Annotated in this window: 23 protein-coding genes and 1 pseudogene; 16 read left to right on the top strand and 8 right to left on the bottom strand. The window is 67.2% G+C overall.

Features of this window, described 5'->3' with window-relative positions; genetic code table 11:
* From ACYQ77_RS22660 to ACYQ77_RS22630, 7 genes are all read left to right on the top strand, one after another.
* Nucleotides 1–252, top strand: coding sequence for a hypothetical protein (locus tag ACYQ77_RS22660; RefSeq protein WP_459714419.1), 252 nt, complete (start codon nt 1–3; stop codon nt 250–252).
* Complete coding sequence (locus ACYQ77_RS22655; protein WP_459714417.1) at nt 249–611, top strand: TadE/TadG family type IV pilus assembly protein; 363 nt, start codon at nt 249–251, stop codon at nt 609–611. Before ACYQ77_RS22660 ends, ACYQ77_RS22655 begins: the two co-directional genes overlap by 4 nt.
* Before the next feature lie 5 nt (nt 612–616).
* Complete coding sequence (locus tag ACYQ77_RS22650) at nt 617–1,093, top strand: TadE/TadG family type IV pilus assembly protein (RefSeq protein ID WP_459714416.1); 477 nt, start codon at nt 617–619, stop codon at nt 1,091–1,093.
* Nucleotides 1,090–1,518 (top strand): pilus assembly protein TadG-related protein, encoded by a 429-nt coding sequence (locus tag ACYQ77_RS22645; RefSeq protein ID WP_459714414.1) that lies wholly within the window; start codon nt 1,090–1,092, stop codon nt 1,516–1,518. The genes ACYQ77_RS22650 and ACYQ77_RS22645 overlap by 4 nt, the downstream gene beginning before the upstream one ends.
* Nucleotides 1,519–1,780: 262 nt before the next feature.
* Nucleotides 1,781–2,293, top strand: a complete 513-nt coding sequence (locus tag ACYQ77_RS22640) for a hypothetical protein (protein WP_459714412.1) — start codon at nt 1,781–1,783, stop codon at nt 2,291–2,293.
* Between the two features lie 239 nt (nt 2,294–2,532).
* Nucleotides 2,533–2,907 (top strand): hypothetical protein, encoded by a 375-nt coding sequence (locus ACYQ77_RS22635; protein WP_459714410.1) that lies wholly within the window; start codon nt 2,533–2,535, stop codon nt 2,905–2,907.
* A 12-nt stretch (nt 2,908–2,919) separates the two neighbouring features.
* Nucleotides 2,920–5,586, top strand: coding sequence for a BTAD domain-containing putative transcriptional regulator (locus tag ACYQ77_RS22630; RefSeq protein WP_459714408.1), 2,667 nt, complete (start codon nt 2,920–2,922; stop codon nt 5,584–5,586).
* A gap of 21 nt (nt 5,587–5,607) precedes the next feature.
* Here ACYQ77_RS22630 and ACYQ77_RS22625 read toward each other — a convergent pair whose 3' ends face one another.
* Nucleotides 5,608–6,051: a winged helix-turn-helix transcriptional regulator gene (locus ACYQ77_RS22625; RefSeq protein ID WP_459714406.1), complete on the bottom strand. Its 444-nt coding sequence runs from the start codon at nt 6,049–6,051 to the stop codon at nt 5,608–5,610.
* A 1,421-nt stretch (nt 6,052–7,472) separates the two neighbouring features.
* On the opposite strand from ACYQ77_RS22625, the gene ACYQ77_RS22620 reads away from it, so the two are divergent.
* From ACYQ77_RS22620 to ACYQ77_RS22580, 9 genes are all read left to right on the top strand, one after another.
* The gene (locus tag ACYQ77_RS22620; protein ID WP_459714404.1) at nt 7,473–7,826 is read left to right on the top strand and encodes a hypothetical protein; all 354 of its coding nucleotides are present in this window, start codon (nt 7,473–7,475) and stop codon (nt 7,824–7,826) included.
* Between the two features lie 205 nt (nt 7,827–8,031).
* Entirely contained in the window at nt 8,032–8,805 is a 774-nt protein-coding gene (locus ACYQ77_RS22615; RefSeq protein ID WP_459714402.1) for a DUF7178 family protein, read from the top strand.
* 757 nt (nt 8,806–9,562) lie between these two features.
* Nucleotides 9,563–9,772, top strand: coding sequence for a hypothetical protein (locus ACYQ77_RS22610; RefSeq protein ID WP_459714400.1), 210 nt, complete (start codon nt 9,563–9,565; stop codon nt 9,770–9,772).
* A gap of 166 nt (nt 9,773–9,938) precedes the next feature.
* The gene (locus tag ACYQ77_RS22605) at nt 9,939–10,745 is read left to right on the top strand and encodes a hypothetical protein (RefSeq protein WP_459714399.1); all 807 of its coding nucleotides are present in this window, start codon (nt 9,939–9,941) and stop codon (nt 10,743–10,745) included.
* A 30-nt stretch (nt 10,746–10,775) separates the two neighbouring features.
* Nucleotides 10,776–11,150, top strand: coding sequence for a hypothetical protein (locus tag ACYQ77_RS22600; RefSeq protein ID WP_459714397.1), 375 nt, complete (start codon nt 10,776–10,778; stop codon nt 11,148–11,150).
* A gap of 121 nt (nt 11,151–11,271) precedes the next feature.
* On the top strand, nt 11,272–12,072 hold the full coding sequence (locus tag ACYQ77_RS22595) for a hypothetical protein (protein WP_459714395.1): 801 nt from the start codon (nt 11,272–11,274) through the stop codon (nt 12,070–12,072).
* 47 nt (nt 12,073–12,119) lie between these two features.
* On the top strand, nt 12,120–12,992 hold the full coding sequence (locus ACYQ77_RS22590; protein ID WP_459714394.1) for a DNA-processing protein DprA: 873 nt from the start codon (nt 12,120–12,122) through the stop codon (nt 12,990–12,992).
* Between the two features lie 179 nt (nt 12,993–13,171).
* The gene (locus ACYQ77_RS22585) at nt 13,172–13,462 is read left to right on the top strand and encodes a hypothetical protein (RefSeq protein ID WP_459714392.1); all 291 of its coding nucleotides are present in this window, start codon (nt 13,172–13,174) and stop codon (nt 13,460–13,462) included.
* 209 nt (nt 13,463–13,671) lie between these two features.
* A complete protein-coding gene (locus ACYQ77_RS22580) occupies nt 13,672–14,589 on the top strand; it encodes a PIN domain-containing protein (RefSeq protein WP_459714390.1) in 918 nt (305 codons plus the stop codon).
* 205 nt (nt 14,590–14,794) lie between these two features.
* On the opposite strand, the gene ACYQ77_RS22575 is transcribed toward ACYQ77_RS22580, so the two are convergent.
* From ACYQ77_RS22575 to ACYQ77_RS22545, 7 genes and pseudogenes are all read right to left on the bottom strand, one after another.
* A complete protein-coding gene (locus tag ACYQ77_RS22575) occupies nt 14,795–15,754 on the bottom strand; it encodes a C40 family peptidase (RefSeq protein ID WP_459714387.1) in 960 nt (319 codons plus the stop codon).
* A gap of 4 nt (nt 15,755–15,758) precedes the next feature.
* Nucleotides 15,759–16,790: a replication-relaxation family protein gene (locus tag ACYQ77_RS22570; RefSeq protein ID WP_459714385.1), complete on the bottom strand. Its 1,032-nt coding sequence runs from the start codon at nt 16,788–16,790 to the stop codon at nt 15,759–15,761.
* Nucleotides 16,791–16,838: 48 nt separating this feature from the next.
* Nucleotides 16,839–19,331, bottom strand: coding sequence for a helicase HerA domain-containing protein (locus tag ACYQ77_RS22565; protein WP_459714383.1), 2,493 nt, complete (start codon nt 19,329–19,331; stop codon nt 16,839–16,841).
* 101 nt (nt 19,332–19,432) lie between these two features.
* Nucleotides 19,433–19,665 (bottom strand): annotated as a pseudogene (locus tag ACYQ77_RS22560) (GP88 family protein); the annotation flags it as partial.
* Between the two features lie 9 nt (nt 19,666–19,674).
* Complete coding sequence (locus tag ACYQ77_RS22555; protein WP_459714382.1) at nt 19,675–21,519, bottom strand: VirB4 family type IV secretion system protein; 1,845 nt, start codon at nt 21,517–21,519, stop codon at nt 19,675–19,677.
* Complete coding sequence (locus ACYQ77_RS22550; protein ID WP_459714380.1) at nt 21,516–22,679, bottom strand: PrgI family protein; 1,164 nt, start codon at nt 22,677–22,679, stop codon at nt 21,516–21,518. The genes ACYQ77_RS22555 and ACYQ77_RS22550 overlap by 4 nt, the downstream gene beginning before the upstream one ends.
* A complete protein-coding gene (locus tag ACYQ77_RS22545; RefSeq protein WP_459714378.1) occupies nt 22,676–24,496 on the bottom strand; it encodes a TrbL/VirB6 family protein in 1,821 nt (606 codons plus the stop codon). Before ACYQ77_RS22545 ends, ACYQ77_RS22550 begins: the two co-directional genes overlap by 4 nt.
* Between the last annotated feature and the right edge of the window lie 57 nt (nt 24,497–24,553).

Here is a 24,553-nt window from a genome sequence, read left to right as displayed (position 1 = left end):
ATGTGGACACACGTCACCGCCCTCATCGACGCGCTCCGCGCGACGTGGAAGAAGCTCACCACCAACCCCGACGACGGCTACGCCTCCGAAGCGGTGCTCGTCACCGCGCTGCTGATCCTCTGCGCGCTCGTCGTGATCGGCATCATCACCGCCAAAGTCACCAGCAAAGCCAACGACATCGACCTCGGTGCCGATATCGGCCACTCGCCACCCGCAATCTCGGTGACCGCGACAGGGACGCCGGCACAGTGAGCGCCGAAACCGCGCTCGCCGCACCCCTGCTGATGCTGATCCTGCTGGCGATCACACAGTTCGCGCTCTGGAGCCACGCCGCCCACATCGCCCAAACCGCGGCCGCCGAAGGACTCGCAGCCACCCGCGTCCACAGCGGAACCACCACCATCGGTGAGTCCCGCGCCCGCGCCACCCTCAACCAACACGGCGACGGACCACTCCACGACGCCACCGTGCACGCCACCCGCACCGTGAACTCGGCCCGCGTCGAAGTGAAAGGCGTCGCCGCGAGCGTGCTCCCGTTCCTCCACCTCCCCGTGCACGCCGAAACCGAAGGCCCCGTCGAACAGTTCGTTCCCGACACCGACAAAAGGTGACCACCATGCCCACACCCGAGACCACGACACACCGCTCCGCCAGTCCCCACCGAGGCGAGTGGTGGCGCGGCGACGACGGCTCCGCCACGACCGAACTCGCCCTCGTCACACCATTCTTGATCACACTGCTGACGCTCGTCGGCATCGTCATCCACCGCGGCGTGGACGCCCGCATCCGCATCGACGACGCCGCCCACCAAGCCGCACGCGCCGCCAGCCTCGAACGCGCCCCCGCTGCCGCCACCACCGCAGCCCAGCACACCGCGAGCAACGCGCTCGCCGCAGCTGGCGTCGCGTGCCGCCACCACGAGGTCACCACCACCGGCCTGGAACCCGGCGACACCATCAGCGTCACCGTGACATGCGACGTCGACGTCGGCGACGCACTCATCCCAGGCCTGGTAGCCACTCAACGTGTGACGGCCACCGCTACCGAGCCCGTCGACCTGTGGCGGTCCGCCCATACCGGGAGACAACCATGAACCGAAAGGCCTGGTGGCACGGTGAAGACGGACAGGTGACCGCGTTCGTCACCGTGCTCACGGCGGGCATCCTCACCCTGTCCGGCCTCGTCCTCGACGGCGGCCTCGCCCTCGCCGCCACGACCAGAGCGAACGGCCAAGCCGAAGCCGCAGCCCGTGCCGGTGCCCAAGCCATCGATCTGACCGCCTATCGCGCCACCGGCTCCCTCCGTCTGCTCCCCAGCGACGCGATGGCCCGAGCCCGCGCCCACCTCACGGCAGAAGGTGCTATCGGCGACGTGACCGCCACTGTCGACACGGTCACGGTCACCGTGACCGCGACCCAGGCCACGCAACTTCTCGGACTCGTCGGAATAGGCACAATCACTGTGCATGGCCGAGGGGCTGCCCACCCTCAAAGCGATACCGCCACGGGTGGGCCGTGAATGTGAGCGATTAACGCGCATTCTTCGTAGATATCATCACCAAGACGACGTAGCCATGCGTGCCGCCGTACCGGCGATTCCCTGCGGATCCTGTGTTGCAGGGCTGATTCTGCGTGAGGATCTCGAAACCTTAGAGATCCCTTTGGGTTAGTTGACATTCGACAACTGATGGCACACGGTCGAATTGACGCTCCGAATCCGAACTCGATTCAGTCGACATTTGCATTATCCGCATGATTCCTACACCACCTGAGGAGAAATCATGAAGACCATCAACATTCCTCGCCTCGGACAGCACGTCCTGACCGCCGGACTCCTGCTGGCGACACTCGTCGGCGGCGCCCTGACGGCCCCAGCCGCCACGGCCACACCTGCACACAACGCCACAGCCTCGCCACCCGCGATCCCTGGTGTGCCGGACGTCGGCACCCCCGGCGAAGGGGCCGGAAGACAACTCGAGCCCACCATCGACCCGCACGGCAACCCCGTCTGGCCAACCGACGCAGCGCCACGTGCACGTGGCGGCTGGACCTTCGTCATCGCCATCGTCGACGGAGCCCGGATCCGAACCCGCCCGGTCTCCGGCACCGTCATCGGTCTCATCCCCAGGCATGCGCAATTCATGGTCTCCTGCAAGACCCGCGCTCGCGACGGCTACGTGTGGGGCTACTCCCTCCACAACGATCGACGAGGCTGGGTCCGAGGCGACCTCTGGGAGGTCATGCAGTTCACGGCCCCAGGCGCGCCGGCGCCACGGCCGATCCCTTGGTGCTGAGCACCGTGCAGCCCGCGGGTGCCCCCTCGACATCCACATAGGGCCGGGGGCACCCGCTACTCCGCCGCCGCGGTTGTAACGGCAGAGCACCCATCGCGGACGACCGCGACGCCATCAGCTAACCAACGGAAGCGGTCGGGCGCCCCGGACATTTGCTCGTCACGGTGACGGGGACGGGCCGCGCGGAGCCCCAACGCGGCATATCCGGAGTCCTTCCCTGACGCAGAAGGGAGATCATGATGGTCGCGACCGAAGAGGAGATCACCCGCAGCATCGCGGAGGACGACGCCGCACGCACCACGAGAAGGGCAGCAGCCGCCACGCGGGTCGGCGAGCTTGCCCGGCAGCGAGCGGCTCTCGTTCAGCAGCTCAACGACATCGAGCGCGAACTCGGCGACGTGCTCGCCGGGGCGAGCGACGTCATCGAGATCGACGAACTCGCCCGGTACACGAAGGTCAAGGCCGCCGACCTCGCTCGCTGGCTCAACGAACGGAAGCCGACACGGACCAAGCGCAAGCGGTCGCCTGTCGCCCGGCCTGGCGGGAAGAGCGGTTCGACGGCTCGGCCTGATCCAGTGGACCCACCCGCGCGGTTGTCCGAGAACGTGGCCTGACAGGAGGACGACGTGCCAGCTCGCGCCTCCGGCTCGCCGACACGTGGTCACGGCATCGCGGTCGCGGTCCGGTCTCTCGGCCGTGCCGCGCGCGGGCTCGTGGCAGCCGTTGTGTTGCTGGCACTCCTCGCGGGCCTGCCGTGGGCTCTGGTGCGTTTCGTGGCCTCGCCACTGCCAGATCACGTGCCGTCCTGGGACGAGATCGAAGCGACCTTGCTCAACCCGATGAGCGCGCAGTTCCTGCTCAATAGCCTCGCGGTGATGTGCTGGTTCCTCTGGTTCGTCTTCGCCATCGACGTCATGCGCTGCGCCATCGACATCGCGCGCGGGATCACCTGGCCGCGGGTCCACGCGCCCGGTCCTGTCCACGGACTCGCCGCCGCGTTGACCGGCACCATCGTGCTCACCCTGCTGGGCAGCCGAACCGCTCACCCTGCGATACCGCCACCGACCTCGCCGACGAGCGACATCGCACCCGTCGTGGCCACCGCCCCACTGACGCCCGGCGCGGTTGACTCCGCGCAGCACACCCTGCCGAAGGTCGACAGAACAGCACCGGCGCCACCGGGAATGGTGCGAGTCATCGACGAGGTCCGGCTCCCGCAGGACGGTGTCCACGACTGCCTGTGGCGGATCGCGGAGCGGATCTACGGCCCCGGCGGCGGCAGCCGGTGGCCCGAGCTGTACCAGCTCAACCGCGGCATCGAGCAGCCCGACGGCCGTGAACTGTCGAACCCCAACCTCGTGCGACCCGGCTGGAAGATCATGGCGTTCGTACCCGCCACAAACCAGACGCCGCCGGACGGCCACGAGCAGGAGGCTCCACCGGAGCAGTCGGCACCATCGACGAGCACAGAACCCGCGCCGCCTCCATCGCCTACGCAGGAAGATCGGTCCCGTGAGCAAAGCCAGGAGGAGGCCAGACCGGGCCTGAACCTGGTGACCGGGGCGTTCGTCAGCGTCGGTCTCGCCGCTGCGGTCACCGCCGCCGTCGTGTCGGCTCGGATGTGGCGCCGACGCCGGTACCGCATCGGCAGCGGAGACCGCTCCGACCTGCAACGTCCCATCGCGCCTGTCGTCCGGGCGCTACGTGCCGCCGACCAGCGAGACGAGGATGGCCAGCAGGTCCTGGACGACGTGGGGTTCGTCCTCGGACCGGACGACCGACAGGAACCTGTCGCCGTGCGGGTCGGGGTCCGCGGCGACCGCGAACTCGCGGTGAGCCTGGCGGGCACTCACGGGCTCGGGTTGGCAGGTGCCGGAGCGACAGCCGCAGCACGTGCGCTCCTACTCCATCTCGTCGCCCAGCCTCAACATCCTGACGGTATCCGTGTGATCGTCCCAGCCGACGACTTCCACCACGTGTTCGAGGGCGTCGACGTGGACAGCACGCTGTCCTCCGTCATCGTGGTGGACTCCGTTGACGCGGCCCTCGACGAGATGGAAGCGGCGTTGCTGACGCGCACCCGACGTGTCGCCGAGGAGAACGTCACCCCGACCGCGCTTGCCCCCCTCGTGCTGCTCGCGAGCCCTGCACCGCACGCCGAACGTCGCCTTCAAGCCATGCTGGACAACGGCTCGGTCTTCGGTCTGGCAGGCATCGTGCTTGGACAGTGGCGGCCAGGCACGACCGTTCTGGTCCGCGACGACGGGACGGTCCGCGCCGCGAGTCCTGGCCGCGGCGACGCGCTCACCGGCGCGCGGCTGTTCTCGCTGCCCGCGGCTGACGCGAACGACCTGCTTGCCGTGTTCCGCGACGCCGAAGACCCGGCCGACCAGCCGCCGACCGCAGCCGTCGCGCCGACGCAGGTCGAACCGGCCTGGCCACCCGCGAGCGATACGGACAGCTCTGGAGCTGACCTCGAGGCCGCCACCACGACGCACGATGAGCAACTCGACACAGGTTCACCGCGCCCGCGCTTGTCGGTGTCGGTCATGGGGCGTGTCCAGGTCACCCTCCACGGCGATGACGGTGACCGCGACGTCGGAGGCACGCTCACGCCCAAGCAACGCGAGGTCCTCGTCTTCCTGGCCCTGCATCTCAAGGGCGTGCGCCGCGAGGTACTCAACGAGGCAGTCTGGCCGAACAGTAGGCCACCGCGCCCGTACAACAGCTTCCACAACACCCTGTCCCTGCTGCGCCGGTCCCTGAGCGAGGCCACGGGCGGAGACACCAGGTTCATCCTCAACGAGGACGGCCGCTACCGACTCAACAGCGAACTGGTCACCGTCGACTTCTGGAAACTGCAGGAGGCCCTCCGGTCGCCGAGCGCTCCTGGGGGCGGTCTCACCGAGACCAACGAGCTCTACCGAGGCGACCTCGCCGAAGACGTGACCGCGCCCTGGGCTGAGCCGATCCGCGAATCCGTCCGCCGCGACGTGCTCGACGCGCTGAGCGGCCTCATCAGCACCTACAGCGAGACCGAGCCGGAGTTGGCGCTCGCCCTGCTCGAACGCACCAGGAAGCTCGACCCGTACAACGAAGGCGTGTACTGCTCGCTGCTTCGCCTCCAGGCGCGACTCGGCCGATACGACGCGATCCCGCGCGCCGTCGCGCTGCTCACCACGACGCTGGAGGAGATCGGGGAGCGCCCCAGCAGCGACATCCTCAACCTCGCCGACTTCCTCCAACGGCGCGGCAACACTCGCCGACCCTCGAACAACGCGGCAGCCAGCTGAACCCGATGTCGGCGTCTTCGGTCAGTCCGGCAGACTGTCATCGGAGATGTCGGATGGATCGTTCTCGTGGCCGGTCGACAACGCCGTCTGAAGCCGCTTGATCAGGTCGAAGTTCTCCTCGGCCCACTCGACGAGAGGCCGTCCCCGCTCCAACAGATCAGCCGCAGGCGGGGTGAGCGAGTAGACGACGGACCGCGGGAACGTCTGCTCCTCGAACCTGTCCACCAGGCCGGCCGCCTCCATTCGTCGCAACGTGCGGCCCAGCGCTCGGCTCTGGATCCTGCGCTCCGTGCCCGTCCACGGGTCGAACGTCGTCATGTCCTGGATTGCGGCATGAAGCTCGTTGTAATGAAGCGGCCCTTTGCTCAAAGCCACAAGAATGTGTGTCAGCCACTCGCCGTTCAGCAGATGGCGGAGATCCCGCGACAGCTGTAGGTACCTGGCGTCCCCCGTTACCATGTACATCCCCACGCTCATTTTGCCCCCGTCTTACCGGCAGTTCGCCTCCCTGCGGTGCCAGTAATACCTGATATACAAGGTCGAAACGCCCCACTATTATCAAAGGCTGGGCACTTACCCCGTCACGATCACCTCGCATGGTCGGTTGCAAGGTCATCAACGCTACGTCCTACGAGGGGTGCCGCGTACTGTAATTCTACTTAGAGCCGATCAAGTCACCGTATTGAGTGACGGCAGCGTAGCCCGATGACACGCTGCGTGAACCTTCCCGACTGCATGCCTGGCGACGGTCTCGTCCAGTTACCGGTTAGAGCGGCAAGCCCTCGGGCTGGAGAAGTACCTGGTCATCCCTGCCGAGACAGCTACCGATGCAGCACCCGACTCGGTGGCCGGCAGGCGTATGAACAGTCGACTGGGTGGGTGGTCGCCTTCCGTCCATGACGATGGTGGTCGCCTGTTCCCGGTGCTTCCGATCTCGTCGTGTCCATCTCCCACAGCGCTTGTATCTCGCTTGACCCAAGTTGCCGTCGTAAGGACGCGTGGTTACGTTCGCGCCGGCTCGCGCGCAATCAATTCAGGCCAATCGGCAACCGTAAAAGCTTGATCCCGATTGGCTCGCGAGATTTCCCGCGCAATGGTGGCCGATTTGATGCCGGAATCGGGTCATATTCTCGATTGTATCGCATCTCGCGCGTTTGTGTGCCAGAAAAACCACCTGTCGCCGTTGAGCTGTCCCGCTCCTGGAGTGGGGGGAGTCGTGTGCAGTCGACTTTGTCGCGTCTGGCGGATCTTGGCTTCCGTCCGGAGCGCGCGGCCCTGGCGTGCTGGGTAGTTCCGCCCGAACACCTCGGCTCAATGTCACGGAGCGGTAACGGTGGGGTGCTCTGGACTTGCAAAGCGTCGACCAGGGATGTGTACTTCTACATGTCGACTCCACAGCAGAAGGTCAACACATCGAACGAGCGTGAGGATCAGGGCACGGCGTCCCTGCGAGCTCTTTCGATCGGGGTCATCACCTCCTTCTGGTGTCGAGAAGACAGTAGTCCCGCGAAGCGCGGGCAGCGGCTTGGGCCGTGCGGACAGCAGCGAAACCGTGCAGAGCAGCGCGAAGGACGACGCGCAGCCAAACGCGCATTTCTGTTCTGGAGTGCGTAGTAACTGTGCTTGCAGCTTCGTGGCGTAAAGCTCTCGCTATAAAGCGGAGAAGCGCGCATAAATGGCATGCCTGCCACAGGTGTGTTCCCAAGATAAGTCAATGGTGGTCTAGCACCGACATCCGTCGTAATGCGTGGACGTTCCCGGTCCAGTATTGCGCGCTAGACGTAACGGCTTATCTCAACGACCTTGAAAGATCCCCGCTTTGGCTCACGAAACGGAGTACCGCCATGACTATGACTCTTATCGATTGGTCCGCCCGGATTAGCGGGATGGCGGACGCTCTGTCTGTCCCAGACGGTGGATTCACCGTCAACCCCAGTGATGGTTCGGACGTGCGCGCCGGCTACGCGGTAGCGGTACATCCGGAACGCGAACGCATCTTCGACCGACGCGTCACCAGCAACGATCTCCATGAATACATCGCAGAGGCTAAAGACGCGCTCTCGCTACCCGGGCGCGTCCTCGGTGGCTGGCGCGACCCTGCGACTGGTCGCGTCTACCTCGACGTCTCCGTCGTGACCGCCGATTTGCCGGTAGCAATGACCCTCGCGCGGGAAACCGCGCAGATCGCCATTTTCGACTTGGCGGCCATGGCATCCATTCCGGTTGCGGTTGCTGCGTGAACTCTCCTGCGATCTGTGGCATTGGATGTCGGAGAAGTGCGACGCGAATTGCTCGCGCTCGACATATATGTACGAAACGGCCAGTGAACGTCCCGCTCGAGACAAATGGTCCCGGTTGCGGGACGACTCACCGGTGAATCACAGCTGAAGGACTGAGTAAGTCATGCCTGCCCCCAGCGACCATCCATGGTTCCGGGCGCATCCCGTGAACCACGAGAACATCGTGTGGCACTGGGAACAGGCCACACCTGAAGAAATCGCGCAAGGAATGCGCTGGTATGCCGACGCGCACCACGTGGCAACCGCCATCGCGAACGGCGACGCACATCTCGGCGCCGGAATGCTCGCCATCTACTCGCCCCAGCAGGGATGGATCGGCAACGTTCTCAACGCCGCTCGTGTCCTGCGCGAGCGGCGGGGGATCGGCGGGCCCGGTTCCGGGATGTTCGCCACGGCCGGCCAGAAGCGCGCAGCGGACCGACTTCTCAACGGTGAGCGGTACGAGGACATCCTCAACGGACCGAAGATCCGGGACTTTGCCCACCTGATCGAGTTCGGCGGGGACCTCGACCCAGAAGACCCGCACGTGGTGATCGACCGACACGCACTGTCGGTGGCACACGGTCGCGCGCTCTCCTCCGAGGAATACGGCTCCGCGCCGGTCAACGGTTCCCGCCGCAAGGACGGTTCGATCTCCCGGCCGCAGTACGACCACGTGGTGAGCCTGTACCGCCGTGCTGCGGAGCTGATCTCCGCCAGCGCGGGGGAGCGGGTCTCGGCACACCAGGTTCAAGCCGTGACCTGGCTGGTACGGCAACGGCTCAACCAGGAGGCCGAGCAACGGCGCGGGGTCACCCGGCTGGACAAGGGGCGCAACCGGGCCCGCGCGAATGCCGAACGTGCGTGGAACGCGTTCCGGGCCACCTACCTGCCCCACCTGGCGACGTGTCCCGGCACGGGCTACCAGTCAGCCGCTTAGCCCGTTCTCGAAAGCAAATCCACGAGGCGTGTCGGCTCGGCGACCGGTCCGGGCCGACACGCAGGCGACCACCCCGACCGAAAGCGAGTAACACCATGAACAGCGACTCGACCACCTACGACGCCCTGCGCGCGGAACTCGAGCGGGAACGCGCACGCGCCGACTCCATGGAAGCCCTCAGCCGTGTGCAGGCAGCCAGTCTCGCTGGCCTTGCCAGGCTCGCGGAGGAACTCCGGTGCCAGGTCGCCGACCTGTACGACGACGCGCTCAGTTCGACCCCGATGCGCGTACAGGGCCTGCGCAACGTCACCGGCCGCATGGACGGCTTGGCCGAGACCCTGAGCCGCGCTGCACGCGGCTACTCAGGCGCACGCACCACCGACATGATCTACCCGACCGTGAGCGACGATCTCCGCGCGCACCAGTGGACGCCCAGCCCCGACCGTGGTCTCGATGGCGTGTTGCCGCCGATCCCAGTCACGGAACTTCCGGACCGCCGGGGCTACGCCCGTGGCTGGCACCGAGGCCCACAGTGGATCACGTTGTGGTTCACCAGCCCGTGCACGCTGGCCTACGCGGACAGCAGCGACCACGGACGGCTCCCCGATGTCGACGCCATCCGCGCAGTGATCACCTCCTCTCAGGCGTTGTTGGCAGACGCGCTCCATGCCTTGGGCCGAGGCCCGGCAGAAGGCACACAGAGAGCCGTTCGATGCCTCCTACGTCCGGGTGTTCGCGCACCTGCGCGCGTCGTGGGGTGGACCGCTCGACGAGCACCGGTGCGACGAACGCGGCGCACCCGCCCCCGGACGGTCCAGGCAGGCGCTCTGCGTGGGCCTGCCCGAGCGACCCCGACTTCCGGCTCTACGTCTGGGGCATCGGCAACGAACCGGTTCACGTCCGCTACTGGGCCGATCCGGTGGTCGACATGGCCCACCTCGTCGAGATCACCGGCCAGTGCCGCTGATCACCGGCCACGGGATCGGCGTCAACGACGGCCTCCGCCTCGCCATCCGCCTACACCGGCTCCGTGTGTGCACCTGGCAAACCGAGTTCGACAACGGCCGCGGCTCGCGCAGCTTGCCCTGCGCGCTCGCACCCATCACCCCCCCACACGATCCGAGGAGAACCCCATGCCTATCGACGACCCCACGACCGCGACACCCCGTGACATCGACGAAGAGCTCGCCCGGCTCGAGATCGAGCACGCCAAGGCCCAGAAGGCGCTCGCCAGGCTCACAGTCAGCTTCAACCGTCTGCTGAGCGACGGGATGACCGAGTACGCGAACGAGCTGCAGCCCCGCATCGAGCAGGTCCGCCGGACCGTCACCCAGTGCGAGGCTGCTGCACGTCCCCTCAAGGCGGAGTTCGAACGCCGGGGCGGCTGGACCCGCGCGTGGCTGGTCCTGAACACCGGTGGCCACGTGCACCGCACGACCGCCTGCCGCACCTGCTTCCCGTCCACCCAGTTCGCCTGGCTGACCCAGCTCTCCGGTCAGGACGAGACCGAGATCGTCGAGCTGGCAGGCAAGGCCGCGTGCACGGAGTGCTACCCCAGCGCACCGGTCGACGTCCGCAAGCGACCCAGCCGGATCAAGACTCCCGAGCAACTCGCACGGGAACAAGAGAAGGCTGAACGCGCGAAAGCCAAGGCCGCGAAAGCGATCACGGCACCGGACGGAACACCCTTGCATACCACGGGATACGGACAGATCGACACCGAGTTCACAGCGCGCCAGTCCTACGCAGACGCAGTGGCCTACGCCAGATACTTGACAAGGGCAAGCGTCACCCACCACCGCGACACCATCGCCGCGTACCGCGAGGACGCACAGCTCATCTTGGCCGCGCTCGCAGCAAAGCACGGCCGCACTGAGGACGACCTGCGCGACGAACTGGCGCCCAAGGTCGAACGCCGATGGCAGCGCGAATACAAGTAACCACCTTTCTGTCTCGAAAGGACCCGACCGATGATCCTGGTGGAAACACTGGAAGATCTCGTACACAGCTACCTGAAGAACCCCGGTTCAGCTGTCGGCAGGGTCAACGTGCAGGACCTGGTCGGTCGCCTTGCTGACCACCTCCTTGTGCGTGGTGTCGCCATCGGCTTCGTCGACGGCTCACGTCTCACCTTTCCGGGGACCACCCCGGACCCGCCGGAGCCGCAACGACACCACCTTCCTCTGGTACTTCAAGAAGACAGCGACGGGCACATCCGCATCCACTGCGACGGCCGCGACTGTTTCTGGTTCTGGCCGCTCCACACCAACGCGACTCCTCAAGCCAAAGGCGATGCAATCGCCGGCGCTGTCGAGCACGCACTACGCCGACGCGTCCACAACTGACAGACGGTCGACGCCCAGCAGCGCCCCGGTTCGGTGACCTCGTCCCGAACACGAGGGACGAAGCCCACTGGCCGGGGCGCTGCCCCATGAACCCCTTCCCATTCTCAAGAAAGGACACGCCATGTCCCGATTCGACCTGCACCAGGCACACATCGACGGCCTCGTCAACGCCGGACTCCAATTCGGCCTCATCGGCGCCACCGACGATCCGACCTCGATCGGACTGATGTTGCTACAGCAACACCGCCCCCGCCATCGAGGCGAGCAAAAAGCCAACGACCAGCCGGACTACAACGCGACGATGACCGACGGCGCACTGCATCCGGTAGCCGTCCTGTGCTTGCTGGACTGCTACGAGTACCAGACCCTCGGCACGACCGGCTGGGACACCAGCGAGGCGCACGCCTGGACAGCCCGCCTGCGCGACGCCACGCTGGCCCGGCTGCCCGCCGAGGCCAGAGCGACCGTGCGCCACGGCGCGATCCCCGTCCCAGCCTACGAACTGCTGGCCACGTACACCGAGACACCCTGGGGCATCACGGACCTGGACAACATCCCCGAGGCTGGGGACGGTGTCATCCAGGTGCCGGTCGTCAGGAAAGGGCTGCGGGCCGAAATCCTGACCGGCCCGTTCCACAGCCCGAATGGCGGTCTGTCCTCCCGCGTACGCCACGTCACGATCCTGGGCATCGACGAGGACCGGAGGCTGCCCGCCTTCGCCCAAGTCTCCGAGCCCTCCGATCATGCACCAGGGGTCTACCTGCTGTTCGAGAACGACCGTTACGTGGCGCGCCCTGCTGATGCCCCACCCGGAAAGTGGTTCATGGCTTCCGGCGCGCACCTCTACACCGGCGATTCCCGCTGGCGCGAACTGATCGGTCACAGCCTGCCGATCCCACTGCACGACCGAATCGAGCCCTAGCCAGCCCCGCGCGGCAACCACCAATCCACCCGAGAAGGAGTACCGCCATGTCTTCACGTGACGATCTGCGCGCTCGCCTGTACCTGCTGCGTGCAGCGGAACCACCGGCACCCGCCACTCACCAGTACGTCACCGTCCACGGCGCATCCGACGCCGCGACGCACGTCCGGCACGGCACCGCGCCCAGCGCCGTCCTCGACGAGATCACCCGACCCGACGCGCGGATCGAGGACGACCTGGATGCCCTCGACAAAGGCATGGCGCGCCTGCTCACGCCAGATGACGACGATTGGCCCTCCGGGCCGCTGGGGTGCCTCGCCCACTACGCCCCACTCGCTCTGTGGGTTCGCGGCAGCGGCTCGTTCGCCGAGCTCACCACCCCCGCCATCACGGTCACCGGCTCCCGTGACGCCTCGGGGTACGGAAACACGGTCGCCGCAGACTTCGGTTACGAGCTCGCCCGCACCGGCACGACCGTGATCAGCAGCGGCGGGTACGGCGTGGACGAGGCGGCCCACCGCGGAGCGCTGGCAGCCGACGGCAGGACGATCGTCGTGCTCGCCAACGGCGTCGACCGACCTCATCCGCATCAGCAAGCTCGGCTCTTCGAGGCCGTCGTCGACCAGGGTGGATTGCTGGTCAGCGAGTATCCGATCGGCACTCCACCTACCCGCAAACGGTTCCACGCGCGGTGCCGGTTGCTGGCGGCGCTCGGTGCGGCGACCGTGATCGTCGAAGCCGGGCTGCTCTGCAGCGCACTCGCCGTGGCTCGAGCCGCCGGCGAACACCGCCGACGGGTCTACGGAGTGCCCGGACCGATCCATTCGACCACGTCGAAGGGCGTCAACGAGCTGCTGCGCACCGGCGTCGCCGAGGTGGTCAGCTCAGTCGAGCACATCAACAACCACGAAGTGCGGTGACGACATGGCCACCTCGACCTGCGGACAGGCGCAGGTCGAGGTGGCCATGTACGTCAACCGGCCGGTCTCGACACGATGCTCAGCCGGTGTCGAACCGAAGTGTTGTCCTCCACAGCGTGATACAACATGCTGTGCGGGTTGCCGCGACGGGCACCACGCGATCCGGTAGGAGGCAGGACGTGGACAAGGAACAGCACTTCGAGCTGCTCCGCGAGAGTGCGGCCGAGGTCAAGGAACTGCAGGACCGCCTCCAAAGCATTCGTGATCAAGAAGCAGCACTTCAGGCCCAGCGAGTCACGACGCTCGATGAGCTCAAGAAGGCTCGTGAAGTGCGGTTCCAGCGCATGACAGCAGCCATCGACGACCGAGTGCCGAAAGCGCAGATCGCCCGCGAGCTGGGCATGGACCGTACCAACCTGTACAAGCTGCTCGAGGGCAAGGACGCCGAGCAGGACGCCACTGGTTCTTGACGTGGCACCCTTTCTCGACTGCCTACCTCAATGGCGGGCGGCCTGAGCCGGAGGTACACCTCGTGGGTATCGAAGAACTCCACCGCGATGTGTTGATAGCGTGAGCCGCGCTCGTTGGACACGCAGGCGTACGAGCGAATCGAACCCGGCGTGCGACGATGGGCGATGCGTCGAGACGGCGCACGCACGACTCTGCCAGAATCCCGCCTGTGCTGATCACTCCCAACCCGGGCGTCGCCTACGGGCAAGTCCGCAATGTGCTCTTGTCGTTAGCCAGCGAAGCGGGGAATCTCCACTCAACTGGACAAGCAATTGGGCCGGGGGCTTCTGCCTCGAAGTTGTGGGCCTACTTGGGATGGGTTCGCAGGGCTGAAGCAACCCTGTCCAGGCTGATCTTCCGCGCGGACGCCAGGGAGTTGTTGGACTGGGCGGGATATGAGAACTTGATGATGATGGCCCCGGCTTGGGCAGCGAGCGTTGGCGGGAACCCGCAGGAGCGAATTCTGGCCGAACTCCTGACCGAAGAGATCACCAAACGCGTTGATGTTATCGAAGCCGCCCGTGCGGCGGTGGAAGATCAGATGGCTACGTGGGGCGGAGGATTCTCACAGACGCTGGTCTTCGACACAAGCGTGTACCTGTCATACATCCTCCCCTTAACGAAGATCGATTGGGGCAAGTTCATGGTCAAGGGTGACCAGGGCATACGGCTCGCGGTGCCGATGATCGTAATCGATGAACTGGACGCGACCAAGGCGGATAGTCTGCGAGGAAGGGCCAGCCTTGCGCTCGCTGTGCTCGACAAGGCGCTGCGCGAAGACGGGAAACTTGCCCGTGATCCCGTCCCCGTGGAAGTGATGCTTTTCAACGATCCCCTGGGTCACACGCGGCTCCCGATCAACGACCAGGAGATCGTTGCCAGAACTCTTGCTCTGCAAGCTATCGCACAATCTCCAGTCACTCTTCTGACCTGTGATACCGGGATGGCGCTGCGCGCACGCGAAGCGGGTCTCGCCGAGAGAAAACTCGAGCGACAGGATTCGTCCAAGGGGAATAAGCGCAAAACATCGACCGTCCAACCCAATCCGAGCGGATCCCCAACTCAGTCCGAGAAACCTCGCGAGTGAGGTTGTTGCTTACTCGGTGGTATTGGACTAATTCGTCGAACATGATACCCCCTTCAGGGGCCTCGCCTGCCTTGCGCCCTCGGAGCTGCGGCCGACAATCCTTTCAAGGCTTGCCCGGGTCGCCTAGAGCGAGCCTCTCCACAGCGCGTACTAGTCAGTTGGGCAGGTGAGAGTCCACCGCTCAACTGGGCTATGCGTGAACGCGCTACAAACGCGAATCGACGGCTGGGCGCGAAGCCGCGAGATAGTCATCCCCGGTCCAGCGGTACGAGCTGACCTGGACCGGCTCGCCGAAAGTGGGTGCGTGCACCATCTTGCCGGCGCCGATGTACAGGCCGACGTGGTGCACGTCGTCGGGTGTGCCGTAGAAGACCAGGTCGCCGGGGAGTAGTGGCTCGCCTGTAGGGACCAATGGTCCGGCGTTGTATTGGGTCTGTGCTGTACGCGGCAAGGAGATTCCGGCGGCGTTGTAGGCGGCTGTGGTGAGGCCGGAACAGTCGAAGCCAGCGTCTCCGTTGGATGGTCCGTTGCCGCCCCAGACGTAGGGCAGTTTGAGTTGGCCGCAGGCGAAGTTGATGGCCATGGCGGCTGCGGGGTTGGGTGCTTCGATGTTGTTGCAGTCGCCGGTGCCGACGATGGTCTCGCCGTACTTCTTGGCTTGTGCGAGGACCTTCTTGACGTACCAGTCCGCGTGGTTGTACGCAAACAACGCCTTGCGGATGTCCTTCGGGGCACCCTCGTCGCACAGGTAGTGCGCCGCCGCGTAGACGGCGTCGTGCTTGTCCCATGGGGACGGTGGGTTCTGGCCGCCTGGAGGCAGTGGATGCCGAGATACGACGCTGTCGAAGGTGGACTGAAGGAACTGCATCGGACCGCGTGCGCCAGCTGGGTTCTCGGTTCCTTCGGCGATACCGGCCAGCTTGCTGCGTCCGTGGTCGCTCTCGATCTTGCCGATGGCGGCGAGGATCGACCAGTCCAGGCCTGGGCACACGGGAGCCGCCTCCTGGTAGAGGGCGAGGTAGTCACCGGGGATGTCGGCGAGTGCTTCCTGACTGGGCTCCGTGGAGCCTTGGCTGAAGAGGGCATCTACAACCGCCTTGCCGATGCCGCCGCCGAGCATGGCGACGGCGACGGTGAACGCGGCGACGGCGATGGCGATCTTCACGGGGTCACCTCCGGAAGCGGTTGGTGGGTGAGGGCGGAGGTAGCGGGTCTGGCGCGGCGACGTCCGCCGACTGCGTCACGACGGAGGTCGGCGCCGTGCCGGACGATTCGGTGTGGGGCCAGAGCTGTGCGAGTTCGACCAGGCGCAGTCGGCCGGGCCGTCGTGCCGGCGGGCCGAAGATCGGCAGCCACCGGCCGACGGTGGGGTTGTTCACGCCGGTCACGCCCACGACGTCCGCCGCGCTGGTGGCTACCGGCACGATCGTCGGGCGATCCAGTTGGGCCAGCGTGTCGGCCAGTGCTCGGCGGGCGTTGGTTTCGCGGCGGTTGGTGGGCAGCCAAACCAGGACTGGCGTGGTGATGCCCGTTGCTGTGGCGAGCTTCTCGTAGCCGTGGAGCTTGCGGGCGAGCGTGTCGAGGTCCTCGGTGCCGAAGTCGAACTCGAGGAAGAACTCGATCTGGTGCCCGTCTTCGCGCCAGCGACCGTAGGCGTCGGGCCGGACCATGTCGCCGAACAGGCGCCTGCAGCGTAGCTCGGACCACCACGCGGTCAGCCGTCCTCGAGCGCCGGGGTTCCGGCTGAGCGCGACCAGCGTGGTGAAGAAGCCGTTGACACCGACGGTGTGGGCCAGGCGTAGCGAGTGTGCGATTCCGATCGCGTCTTCGTGGCGGTAGCCGATCTTCTTCGGGTCGAGGCCGTCCTCATAGGCCAGGGCTACCGCTCCGGCGATGTCGAGGACGTAGTGCATCGGCGCGGTGCCGGAGCTGACGAACGGCTGGAACCGGTCGACGACCCGCCACTTGAACAGGTCGAGCAGCCGGTGGTTGGCCGCACGCATGCTTGGGTAGCACAGCTCGACGACTTGTTGGGTGGTGAAGACCTTGTGCTCGTGCAGCATCCGCGCCAGCCACCGGTCCCGGAGCGTGAGCCGTCCGGCCAGCTGGGCGTGATGCTCTCCGGTGGTGGCAGCTCGGGGCGTAGGCCGTTGGGGCATGTGCCCGCGCAAGGCCCGTTGGGGCGTGGGATTCGAGATCATGGGAACGCACCTCCGGCAATGGGCAGGAGTGATGGCGAAACGTTCGGCCTAGGCGGCGCGACGTGGGTCCACAGTGGTCTGCGCGGCAGGACTGACTGCATTGGCTTTGATGGCGCGCGGGCGCGTGTTGACTCTGGCTGCTCGACGTATTGCCTTGGCGCGTCCTGGAATCGCAGGCGGAAGCTTCTCGGTCACCGCGGTGAGCGGCGGTGCCTCTTCGCCGCCGAGGACGAGGCGTGCGACTACGTGGTAGGCGCCGAGGTTGGACAGGTCGTGATCGTTGAGCCTCGGCATGGTGTGGCGTGCCAGCCGCTTTGCGTCCTCAGGGGAGGCGTTGAAGAAGATCTTCGAGCGGGCGTTGGTGCTGATGCCTTCTTCGAGTTCCTTCGGAAGCTGTCCGAGGTACTGGTGGGCCAGCGTCATCGCGAGGCGGTAGCCGCGGGCCTCGGCGAGCATGTCCTCCAGCGGGTAGGCCAGGTTCAGGAAGTTGTGGCACTCGTCGACGTACAGGCCGCAGTCCGGTCGCCGGCGCTGCGGGATGCGAGCCCGGCGGGTGGCGGCTTGCCAAGTGCGTGCCACCACGATCGAGCCGACCAGTCGTGCGGTTTCCATGCCCAGGGCGTCGCGCGCGATGCGGACCAGGCAGATGCCGCCCGTGTTGAGGATCTCGTCCATGTCCACGGTGGATTCGCCACCGGCGATCGCGGCGCGGACGAACGGGCGCAGCAGGAAGCTGCGGACCTTGTTCATCAGCGGCGCGATGACGTGCGCGCGGGTGGCGTCGGACAGGTCGTCGTACCAGGTCCAGAAGCCCTTGAGCACCTCATCATCGATCTGGTCGCAGGCCCGTTGCCGGAATGACGGCACCGTGAGCAGCTTGGGCAGATCGACCAGGGTCGGTGTGCCGGGCATCGCGGTAAGGGTGAGCAGGCCGGCGCGGAGGATGTCGTCGGTGCGCGGACCCCATGAGGAGGCGTAGATCCGGGAGAAGATCGACACCAGGTTGTCGACCGCGCGGGGCTTGTCGGCGCCTTCCAGGGGGTTGAGCACGGGTGGACGGGACCGGGAGTCGGCGTCGAAGAGCACGACCTTCTCGCCGAGTTCCTCGGGCAGGCGCATCAGGATGTCGGAGACGAGGTCGCCCTTGGGGTCGACCACGACGACGCCACGGCCTGCCTCGGCGTCGGACAGGATCATCCGGGCCATCAGCTCGGACTTGCCGGAGCCGGTGGCGCCGAGGATATGCAAGTGGTGGCGCGCGTCGGCGACGTGCAGGCCGACCGGACGGGAATGGCCGGAGTCGGACAGCCCCAGCGGCTTGATCTGCTCTCCAGTGGTGGCGATGCCGGGAGGGGGAGGCAGGGCCTTCGCACCGGCTCGCTGCAGGCCCGGGGTGGCCTCGTCGATCGGCAGGTGCGCGATCGCGGATAGCTCCGGGATCGAGAGCAGGTCACCCTTGCCGAGCCGCCGCTCGGCAAGCACCGTGACGGGGTCGGGGCGGAGCCGAACCCGGCGGTAGTAGTTGTGCTCGGAGTAGGCGGCGAACGCCGAGGCGATCGCATGCCCGCGACCCCGCAGCACCTCACGCACCGCGCGGACCTCGCTCGAGGTGGCATCCACGGGGACGGTGGTGGCGACCGCGTAGCGGATGCGGGTCTCGAACTGGTTCGCCCGCAGCTTCTCGACAACGGCGCGGTCCTGCGCGGCGTACTCCAGGCTCGTCTGCCGATCCAGTCCTGGTGTCCGTGTGCTGGTCGACCGCTTCCGGGGCTTGCCTGGCGTGATGATGTCGAGCAGTCGGCTGATCAAGTGGACCGACGTGCCCGCGTGCACGCGGCGCGCCGCCCGGCGTGCCTTGGTCACCCGGTGTCCGGCGACCGGTCGGGCGAGGATCTGCACGCAGGCCCGTTCGTGCGGGCCGAGGCCGACTGGCGCGCCGAGCATGGCCCGGATCGGGTCGGCCGGGTGCTCGGTGCGGATCGGGAGTGCTTCTGACCGCGCGAGTCGCAACTCGCCGCCGACTGCTTCGACTCGTCGGCCTGGTGCCGCCGTTGTCGGGATGGGCGGTTTGGCTGGGGTGGTGCGGGTGTGTGCGCCGGGCCAGGCGGCCTCGATCGCACGCTCGACCATCCCCGGTGGGACCACGCCTGGTACCCACAGGCGGATCTGCACGCCGTCGTCGGTGAACGTCAGCTCGAAGGCCAGGTGCGGCTGCCCGCTGAAGCGGCGCAGCCACCCCGGCCGCAGCAGGCCGACGAGGTTCGACCAGACGGTGGTCGCCCCGGATGGGTCGACGGTGGGTGGCGCGAGAACGGTGACCAGGCGGGCGTCGGCGGTCAGCCGTGCGTGGTAGCGGCGTCGCCACCGGCGTCGCGCGACGACTGCGGCGGTCATCGTGGTCGCGAGTACCGGTCCGGCGACCGGGCCCCAGGTGAGGGCGAGGTCACGGAGGTGGGCCAGCACGTTCTCGAACGCGCCGAGCGGGTCACGCAGATAGTCGCTGACCGGTAGGGCGAGGACTCCAGTACGAGGAGAGGGCATGGCGGGAGACCTCCACAGGGATGCTGGAGGTCAGACAGCTCGCAGGTGTTCGCCTGCCTGGACGCGGTTTCGGTGGTGATGAGCTGCTGACCGGTGGTGTTGCGACGACCAGCCACACATCGCGGCGACGTCGGCGAGTCGTCGATGTCGGCCGGCCATTCGGAGAACCGGCGTCCGGCCAGTCGATTGAGGAAGAACGGAATGCGGTTGGCTGGCACGCCGACCAGTCGCGGACCGAGGACCACGAGCATGTCGCTGACCCTCCCGCGAAGCCCACCTAGCCTCAGCGAATGGCGGTCTCGTCGGGAACGACGTCGGCGACCGGTCGATCGATGCGCGTGTGCTAGGCGGCGTCGAGTTCGACGAACGATTCCTCGATTCCCGGCGAGGAATCGGAGTACTCAGCGATTTCGGCGGGGTTCGAGGTGACCAGGTGGTGTTCGACCGGTGAGGCGATCGACTGGAAAGCGACCCGCTGCGTCCCGGTGCTGAGCAGACCCTGTCCGCGGTCAGCGGAGAGCAGGAACTGGCGTTCGCCCATCGAGAGGTCGAAGGTGCGGGTGATCTCGTCGATTGCCTGCGAGGCTTGCCGTAGCAGGATCTGGGTCGCGGCGTTCGCTACGACTGCCTTGCCGAGGTCCGAGCCGAGTACGTCGGCGGTGTCCTGTGTGGCCACCGTGAGTCCGGCCCATTGCTTGCGTGATGCCTTGGCCATGCGGAACAGGAACTCGGCGCCCGCGGGTTCCTTCATCAGCAGCCACGCCTCGTCGACCACGACCAGCCGTGGTTTGCGGATCGCCGGGTTGGAGACCTGCCGCCACACCGCGTCGAGCGTGAGCAGGGTTCCGATCGGCTTGAGCTCGTCGGCGAGATCCCGCAGCGAGAACACCACCAGGTGCCCCTCGGGCCGCGTCGACGTGGGGCCGGAGAACAGCCCGGAGAACGCACCGGTGATGTACGGGTGCAGCCGCGCGGCGAGTTCGACACCGGCGGGGTCGCCGGTCTCGGCGAGGGCTTCGGCGAGGTCGACCAGCAGTGGTGCCGGGCGGGTCCAGGTCCGCGGGTCCGAGGTGATGCTGACGCGCTGGTAGGTGGCGGTGATCGCCCGGTCCAGCGTGGCCCGTTCGGTTGCTTCGAGTTCGCTGCCGAGCAGGACGGAGATGACGGTGTGCAGGAACAGCGACCGGCGGATGAGTGCGTCGCGGGGTGCGGTGCGGCGTCCGTCCGGTCGGGTGTGGATCGGCAAGTCGAGGGGGTTGAGTCGGACGTTCTCGGCGCCGAGGTGGACGTAGGTGCCGCCGACCGCGGCGGCCAGGCGGGCGTACTCGTCCTCGGGGTCGATGACGTGGATCTCGATTCCGCGGTACAGCGATCGCAGCAGTTCGAGCTTCACCAGGTAGGACTTGCCGGCGCCGGAGCGGCCGAGGATGACGGAGTTGTGGTTGTCCAGCGCGAACCGGTCGTGGTGGACCAAGCCTTGGCTGCCGACGTTGAAGCCGTAGAGCACACCGCTGGGCGCGCCCACCGAGGTCGGGTCCGGTGGCGGCAGGTCCGGCGAGGTGAATGGGAACGCTGCGGACAGCGCGCTGGTGTCGAACGTGCGGCGCATGCCGACCAGATCGAGCCCCATCGGCAGGCTGGTGATCCAGCCCTGCAGGCTGCGGTAGGTGGTGGGTTTGCAGTCCAGCAGCAGTGACGCGGCGAGGGACCGGATGGCGGCGACCTCGTCGCCGAGGGCGTCCTCGGTCGGGGCGTGCACGGTCAGGTAGAGCCCGAGCCGGTAGAGCTTGCCCTCGCCGCGGGCGACGCGCGCTGAGAGGTCGTAGGCGTCCTCTGTGGCTGCTTCGACCTGGGGGTCGTACAGCCGTCCTTTCTCGCTGGTGTGCCGACGGCCGGACTCCAGTTTCGACAGTTGCTTCTTCAGCCGGCTGGCTGCGGTGACCGGGTCGATGGGCTCGATGTGCAGCGAGACGTCGACCCGTCCGGGGTAGGTCAGCAGCGGTTGCAGCCAACCGGGGTGGACCTCGCGCGGGTAGCCGGTGACCGCGAAGGAGGCGACCCATTCGCCGCCGACTTCCAGCGCGCGGGGACGCACTGAGATGGCGTCAGGGGTGTACGCGCTGGCGCGTCCGAGCGGCGGTTGCACGCCACGGTCGTTGCGGACGCGGCGCTTGGGTTTGGTTGTCATCGGCGGTACCTCCCCGCGGCGTCGTCGTAGTCGTCGGGGTCCTCGAAGTTGTCGTCCCAGCTGTCCTCGGTGTCCGGGGCGAACACGGTGCGGCCGAACGCGGTGTCGTCCCAGCCCTCACCTGGGGCTGTCGTGATGACCTCGTCTGACCCGGCGAGACCGGAGTTCGGCGGGATCAAGCTGTCAGGGTTGCATGCAGCGGAGAGGACTGCGGTGGCCCGTCCGGCGTCCAGAGGGGTGACCACGATCCCCGACGGGGTGAGCAGCCCGACCGCCTCACCGAGTCGGCGCACGAGCCGGGCTTCGGCAGCGCGCCGGGTGGCGTCATCGACCACGTTGGCCTGCTTGGCGGCCTTGCGTTTGGCGGCCAGCGCGGCGAGGGGAGAGGCGCCGCCGAGCCCGTCGGTGAGGCCGGTGGCGAACACGGGTTCGCGCAGGATCAGCAGGACCTGGCGGCGCAGCAGATCGGTTGCGCGGCCGAGTTGTTCGAGATACTCGGCGTGCTCACGTGCCGCCTGTTCCAACGCCGGGTGCGGCAGGCCACCGGCCTGCTCGCGCAGCTCCGTGATCTGTCCGGACAGGTCTAGTCGCTCGGCGCGCACGAGCACCTGTACTGGGGCGGTGAGCGAGTGCAGGTACCGCCCAAACGAGGCAACCAGCGACTCTTGTTCGGCCGGCGTTCGGAGACCGAAGTTGATGGTGGAGCAGACCGCGACCACGGCGACGCCGTCCTTGCCGAGGTCGATGACACCGGTGTCGGTGACGGCCTCGGCGGGCAGGCGCAGCGGGGCTGGCGAGACCGCTGTCGGGTCGTTCCCCGTGGTGCTCGTGGCCTGACCGAGCCACTCGGGCGCTGGCCGGACACCTTCGGGCGCGGCCACTTGATGTTGAGGGCTCATTCGCTGCCGCAGCGCTGCCAGCACCAACCGCTCCAGGGGGATGCCGTCGCGTTGACCGAGCGCGAGGAACGCGGCGGTCGCGCCGAGTGGGATGGCGACGATGAGGAACACCACCAGCGGCACGAACGCTCGGGTGGCCATGTAGGCCCCGTACAGCGCGGTGCCGGTGACGGTGAGGATGAGCAGTTGCCGTGCGGTCAGCGGGCCGAGAACGCGGTCCTCGCGGTCGACGTTGGCGGGAATCCTGACGGGCTGACTCATGTCGCTTCACCTCCTGGTGCTGGTTTCGGCGCGCGGAACAGCGGCGGCGGGACCGACTGGGTGCGGCGGTAGGCATCGCCGATGCGAGGCTCCGGCTGCGCCTGCCGGAACACCGGCGCGGCGGGCGCCGACGACGGCTTGACCGGCTGCGACGGCTGTCGCGCCGAGGGAGTGGCCGGCCGAAACTGGAGCTGTGCGGGCACGGAAGCCGTGCGTATCGGCCGTGCTGGTGGCGGGGTGGTGCCGCGCCGTCGCGGACCGCCAGCGGCTTGGAACTCGGGCGCGGAGCCAGACCGTCGCCCTCGTCGTGGCGTGGATGTCGCCGGGGTGGGCGCGGAGCTGAATTCGGGCTTCGTCGAGCCCTTGTACGCAGGGGTCACGGCCGGGTCGTGGATGCTGTCCTGCGGCATGGGCTGCAGAAATCGCGGAGCCTGCGACGGCAGCCGTGGCCGACGAGCAGCACGGGCGCGCTCGGCGTCATGGGCGGCCTGAAGCCGCTTGTTGACCATCTCCGGGGTGGGAGCGACACGCGGTTGAGCGGGCTGCGGGGGAGCAGCCGCACCGCCGCGACTGCTGTTTCTGCGGGTGCCGGTGTCCGCGGTACCGGCTTTGCCGAAGGCGCCAGCCTTGTCGGCGACCATGCCAAAGGTCTTCGCGGCGATGTAGGCGCGGGCCAGACCGCCGAGGAACGAGCGGCCTGAACTCACCTTCACCGCGCGCAGCAGCCAGAACGGGATCTTGAACAGGATGAAGAACAGGGCGATCGCGGCCACCAGCATGCCCAGTGCGGACAGCGTAGAACCGAACAGGTGCACGCCGCCGGACAGGAACGTCCGCACGGCCGTGATCAGCACCAGCGCCTGCGCCACCTGAACGCCCAACGTCGCGGCGAGCGCCTTCCACCACCACCGCGCCAGCGGGTCGGTGTGCGGCAGGGCATGGCACATCAGGAACAGCGGCCCGGAGACGATCAGGATCAGGGTGATGACGATCCGGACCACGTAGACGACCAGCAGGCCGAGACCCATTACCACGAGGACCAGTCCGACCAGGATGATGAACAGGCCACCAGTCAGGACGCCGGTGATGGCCTCGTTGAGGGTGTCCCCGAGCGAGGGTGCTTCCGCGCCGCCGCCGAGGATGCCCAGGGTCAGGCCGTTCGCCAGGCGGATCAGCTTGTCGGCGAAGAACAGCGACAGCGCCGAGGCTACGAACGCGACCGGGATCCTCGGTCCGATCTCCTTGATCGAGTAGCGCGTCTGGACGCTCTCGTGGCCCATCACGACGATGCCGCCGACGAGGATGAGCAGCGCGTAGGCGGCGACCACGATCTCCCACGAGCTGTTCCACAACTCGCCGATTCCGGGCAGGTCGCCGATCGTCGGTGTGGACAGTGCTGTGTGGCCGATCAGGTCGAGGATCGGTGACAGCGCGGCCTCGACGATGCCGCGGAACATCCCGTTGATCGCCTCGGTGATGCACGCGCCGACGTCGCTGATCCCGCACTCCGACTCGGCGGCACCGCCACCATCGCCCGGTTGCTCGGGACCGGTGCTGGGGCTACCGGGTGTGGTGGGTTGCGGGATGCAGTCCTCGCCCGAGCAGGGGGTCGCAGACGTGGACGTGGCAGGCTGTTCCGGGGTGGTCGACGGGAAGCAATACGGCAGCTGGTTGTGCTCGCACGAGTCCGGCAGGGGCGTCGCCGAAGCGGGCGGAACGGGAGCGGGCGGCGTGCTCGGTTGCGCGGACGCGCGGACCGTGAGGCCACTGATCGCGAGGACGCCGACCAGGAGCGCGACGATGCTCAACGCCAGCATCCAGCCCGCGTGCCACCGCCGCGGCCGTCCAGTCGGCGGCCGGTCGGCGCCGTCGGT

It is taken from the genome of Actinophytocola sp. KF-1 (assembly GCF_054661535.1).
The sequence above is the reverse complement of the archived record's forward strand: the minus strand, read 5'-3'. Positions and strand labels throughout refer to the sequence as shown.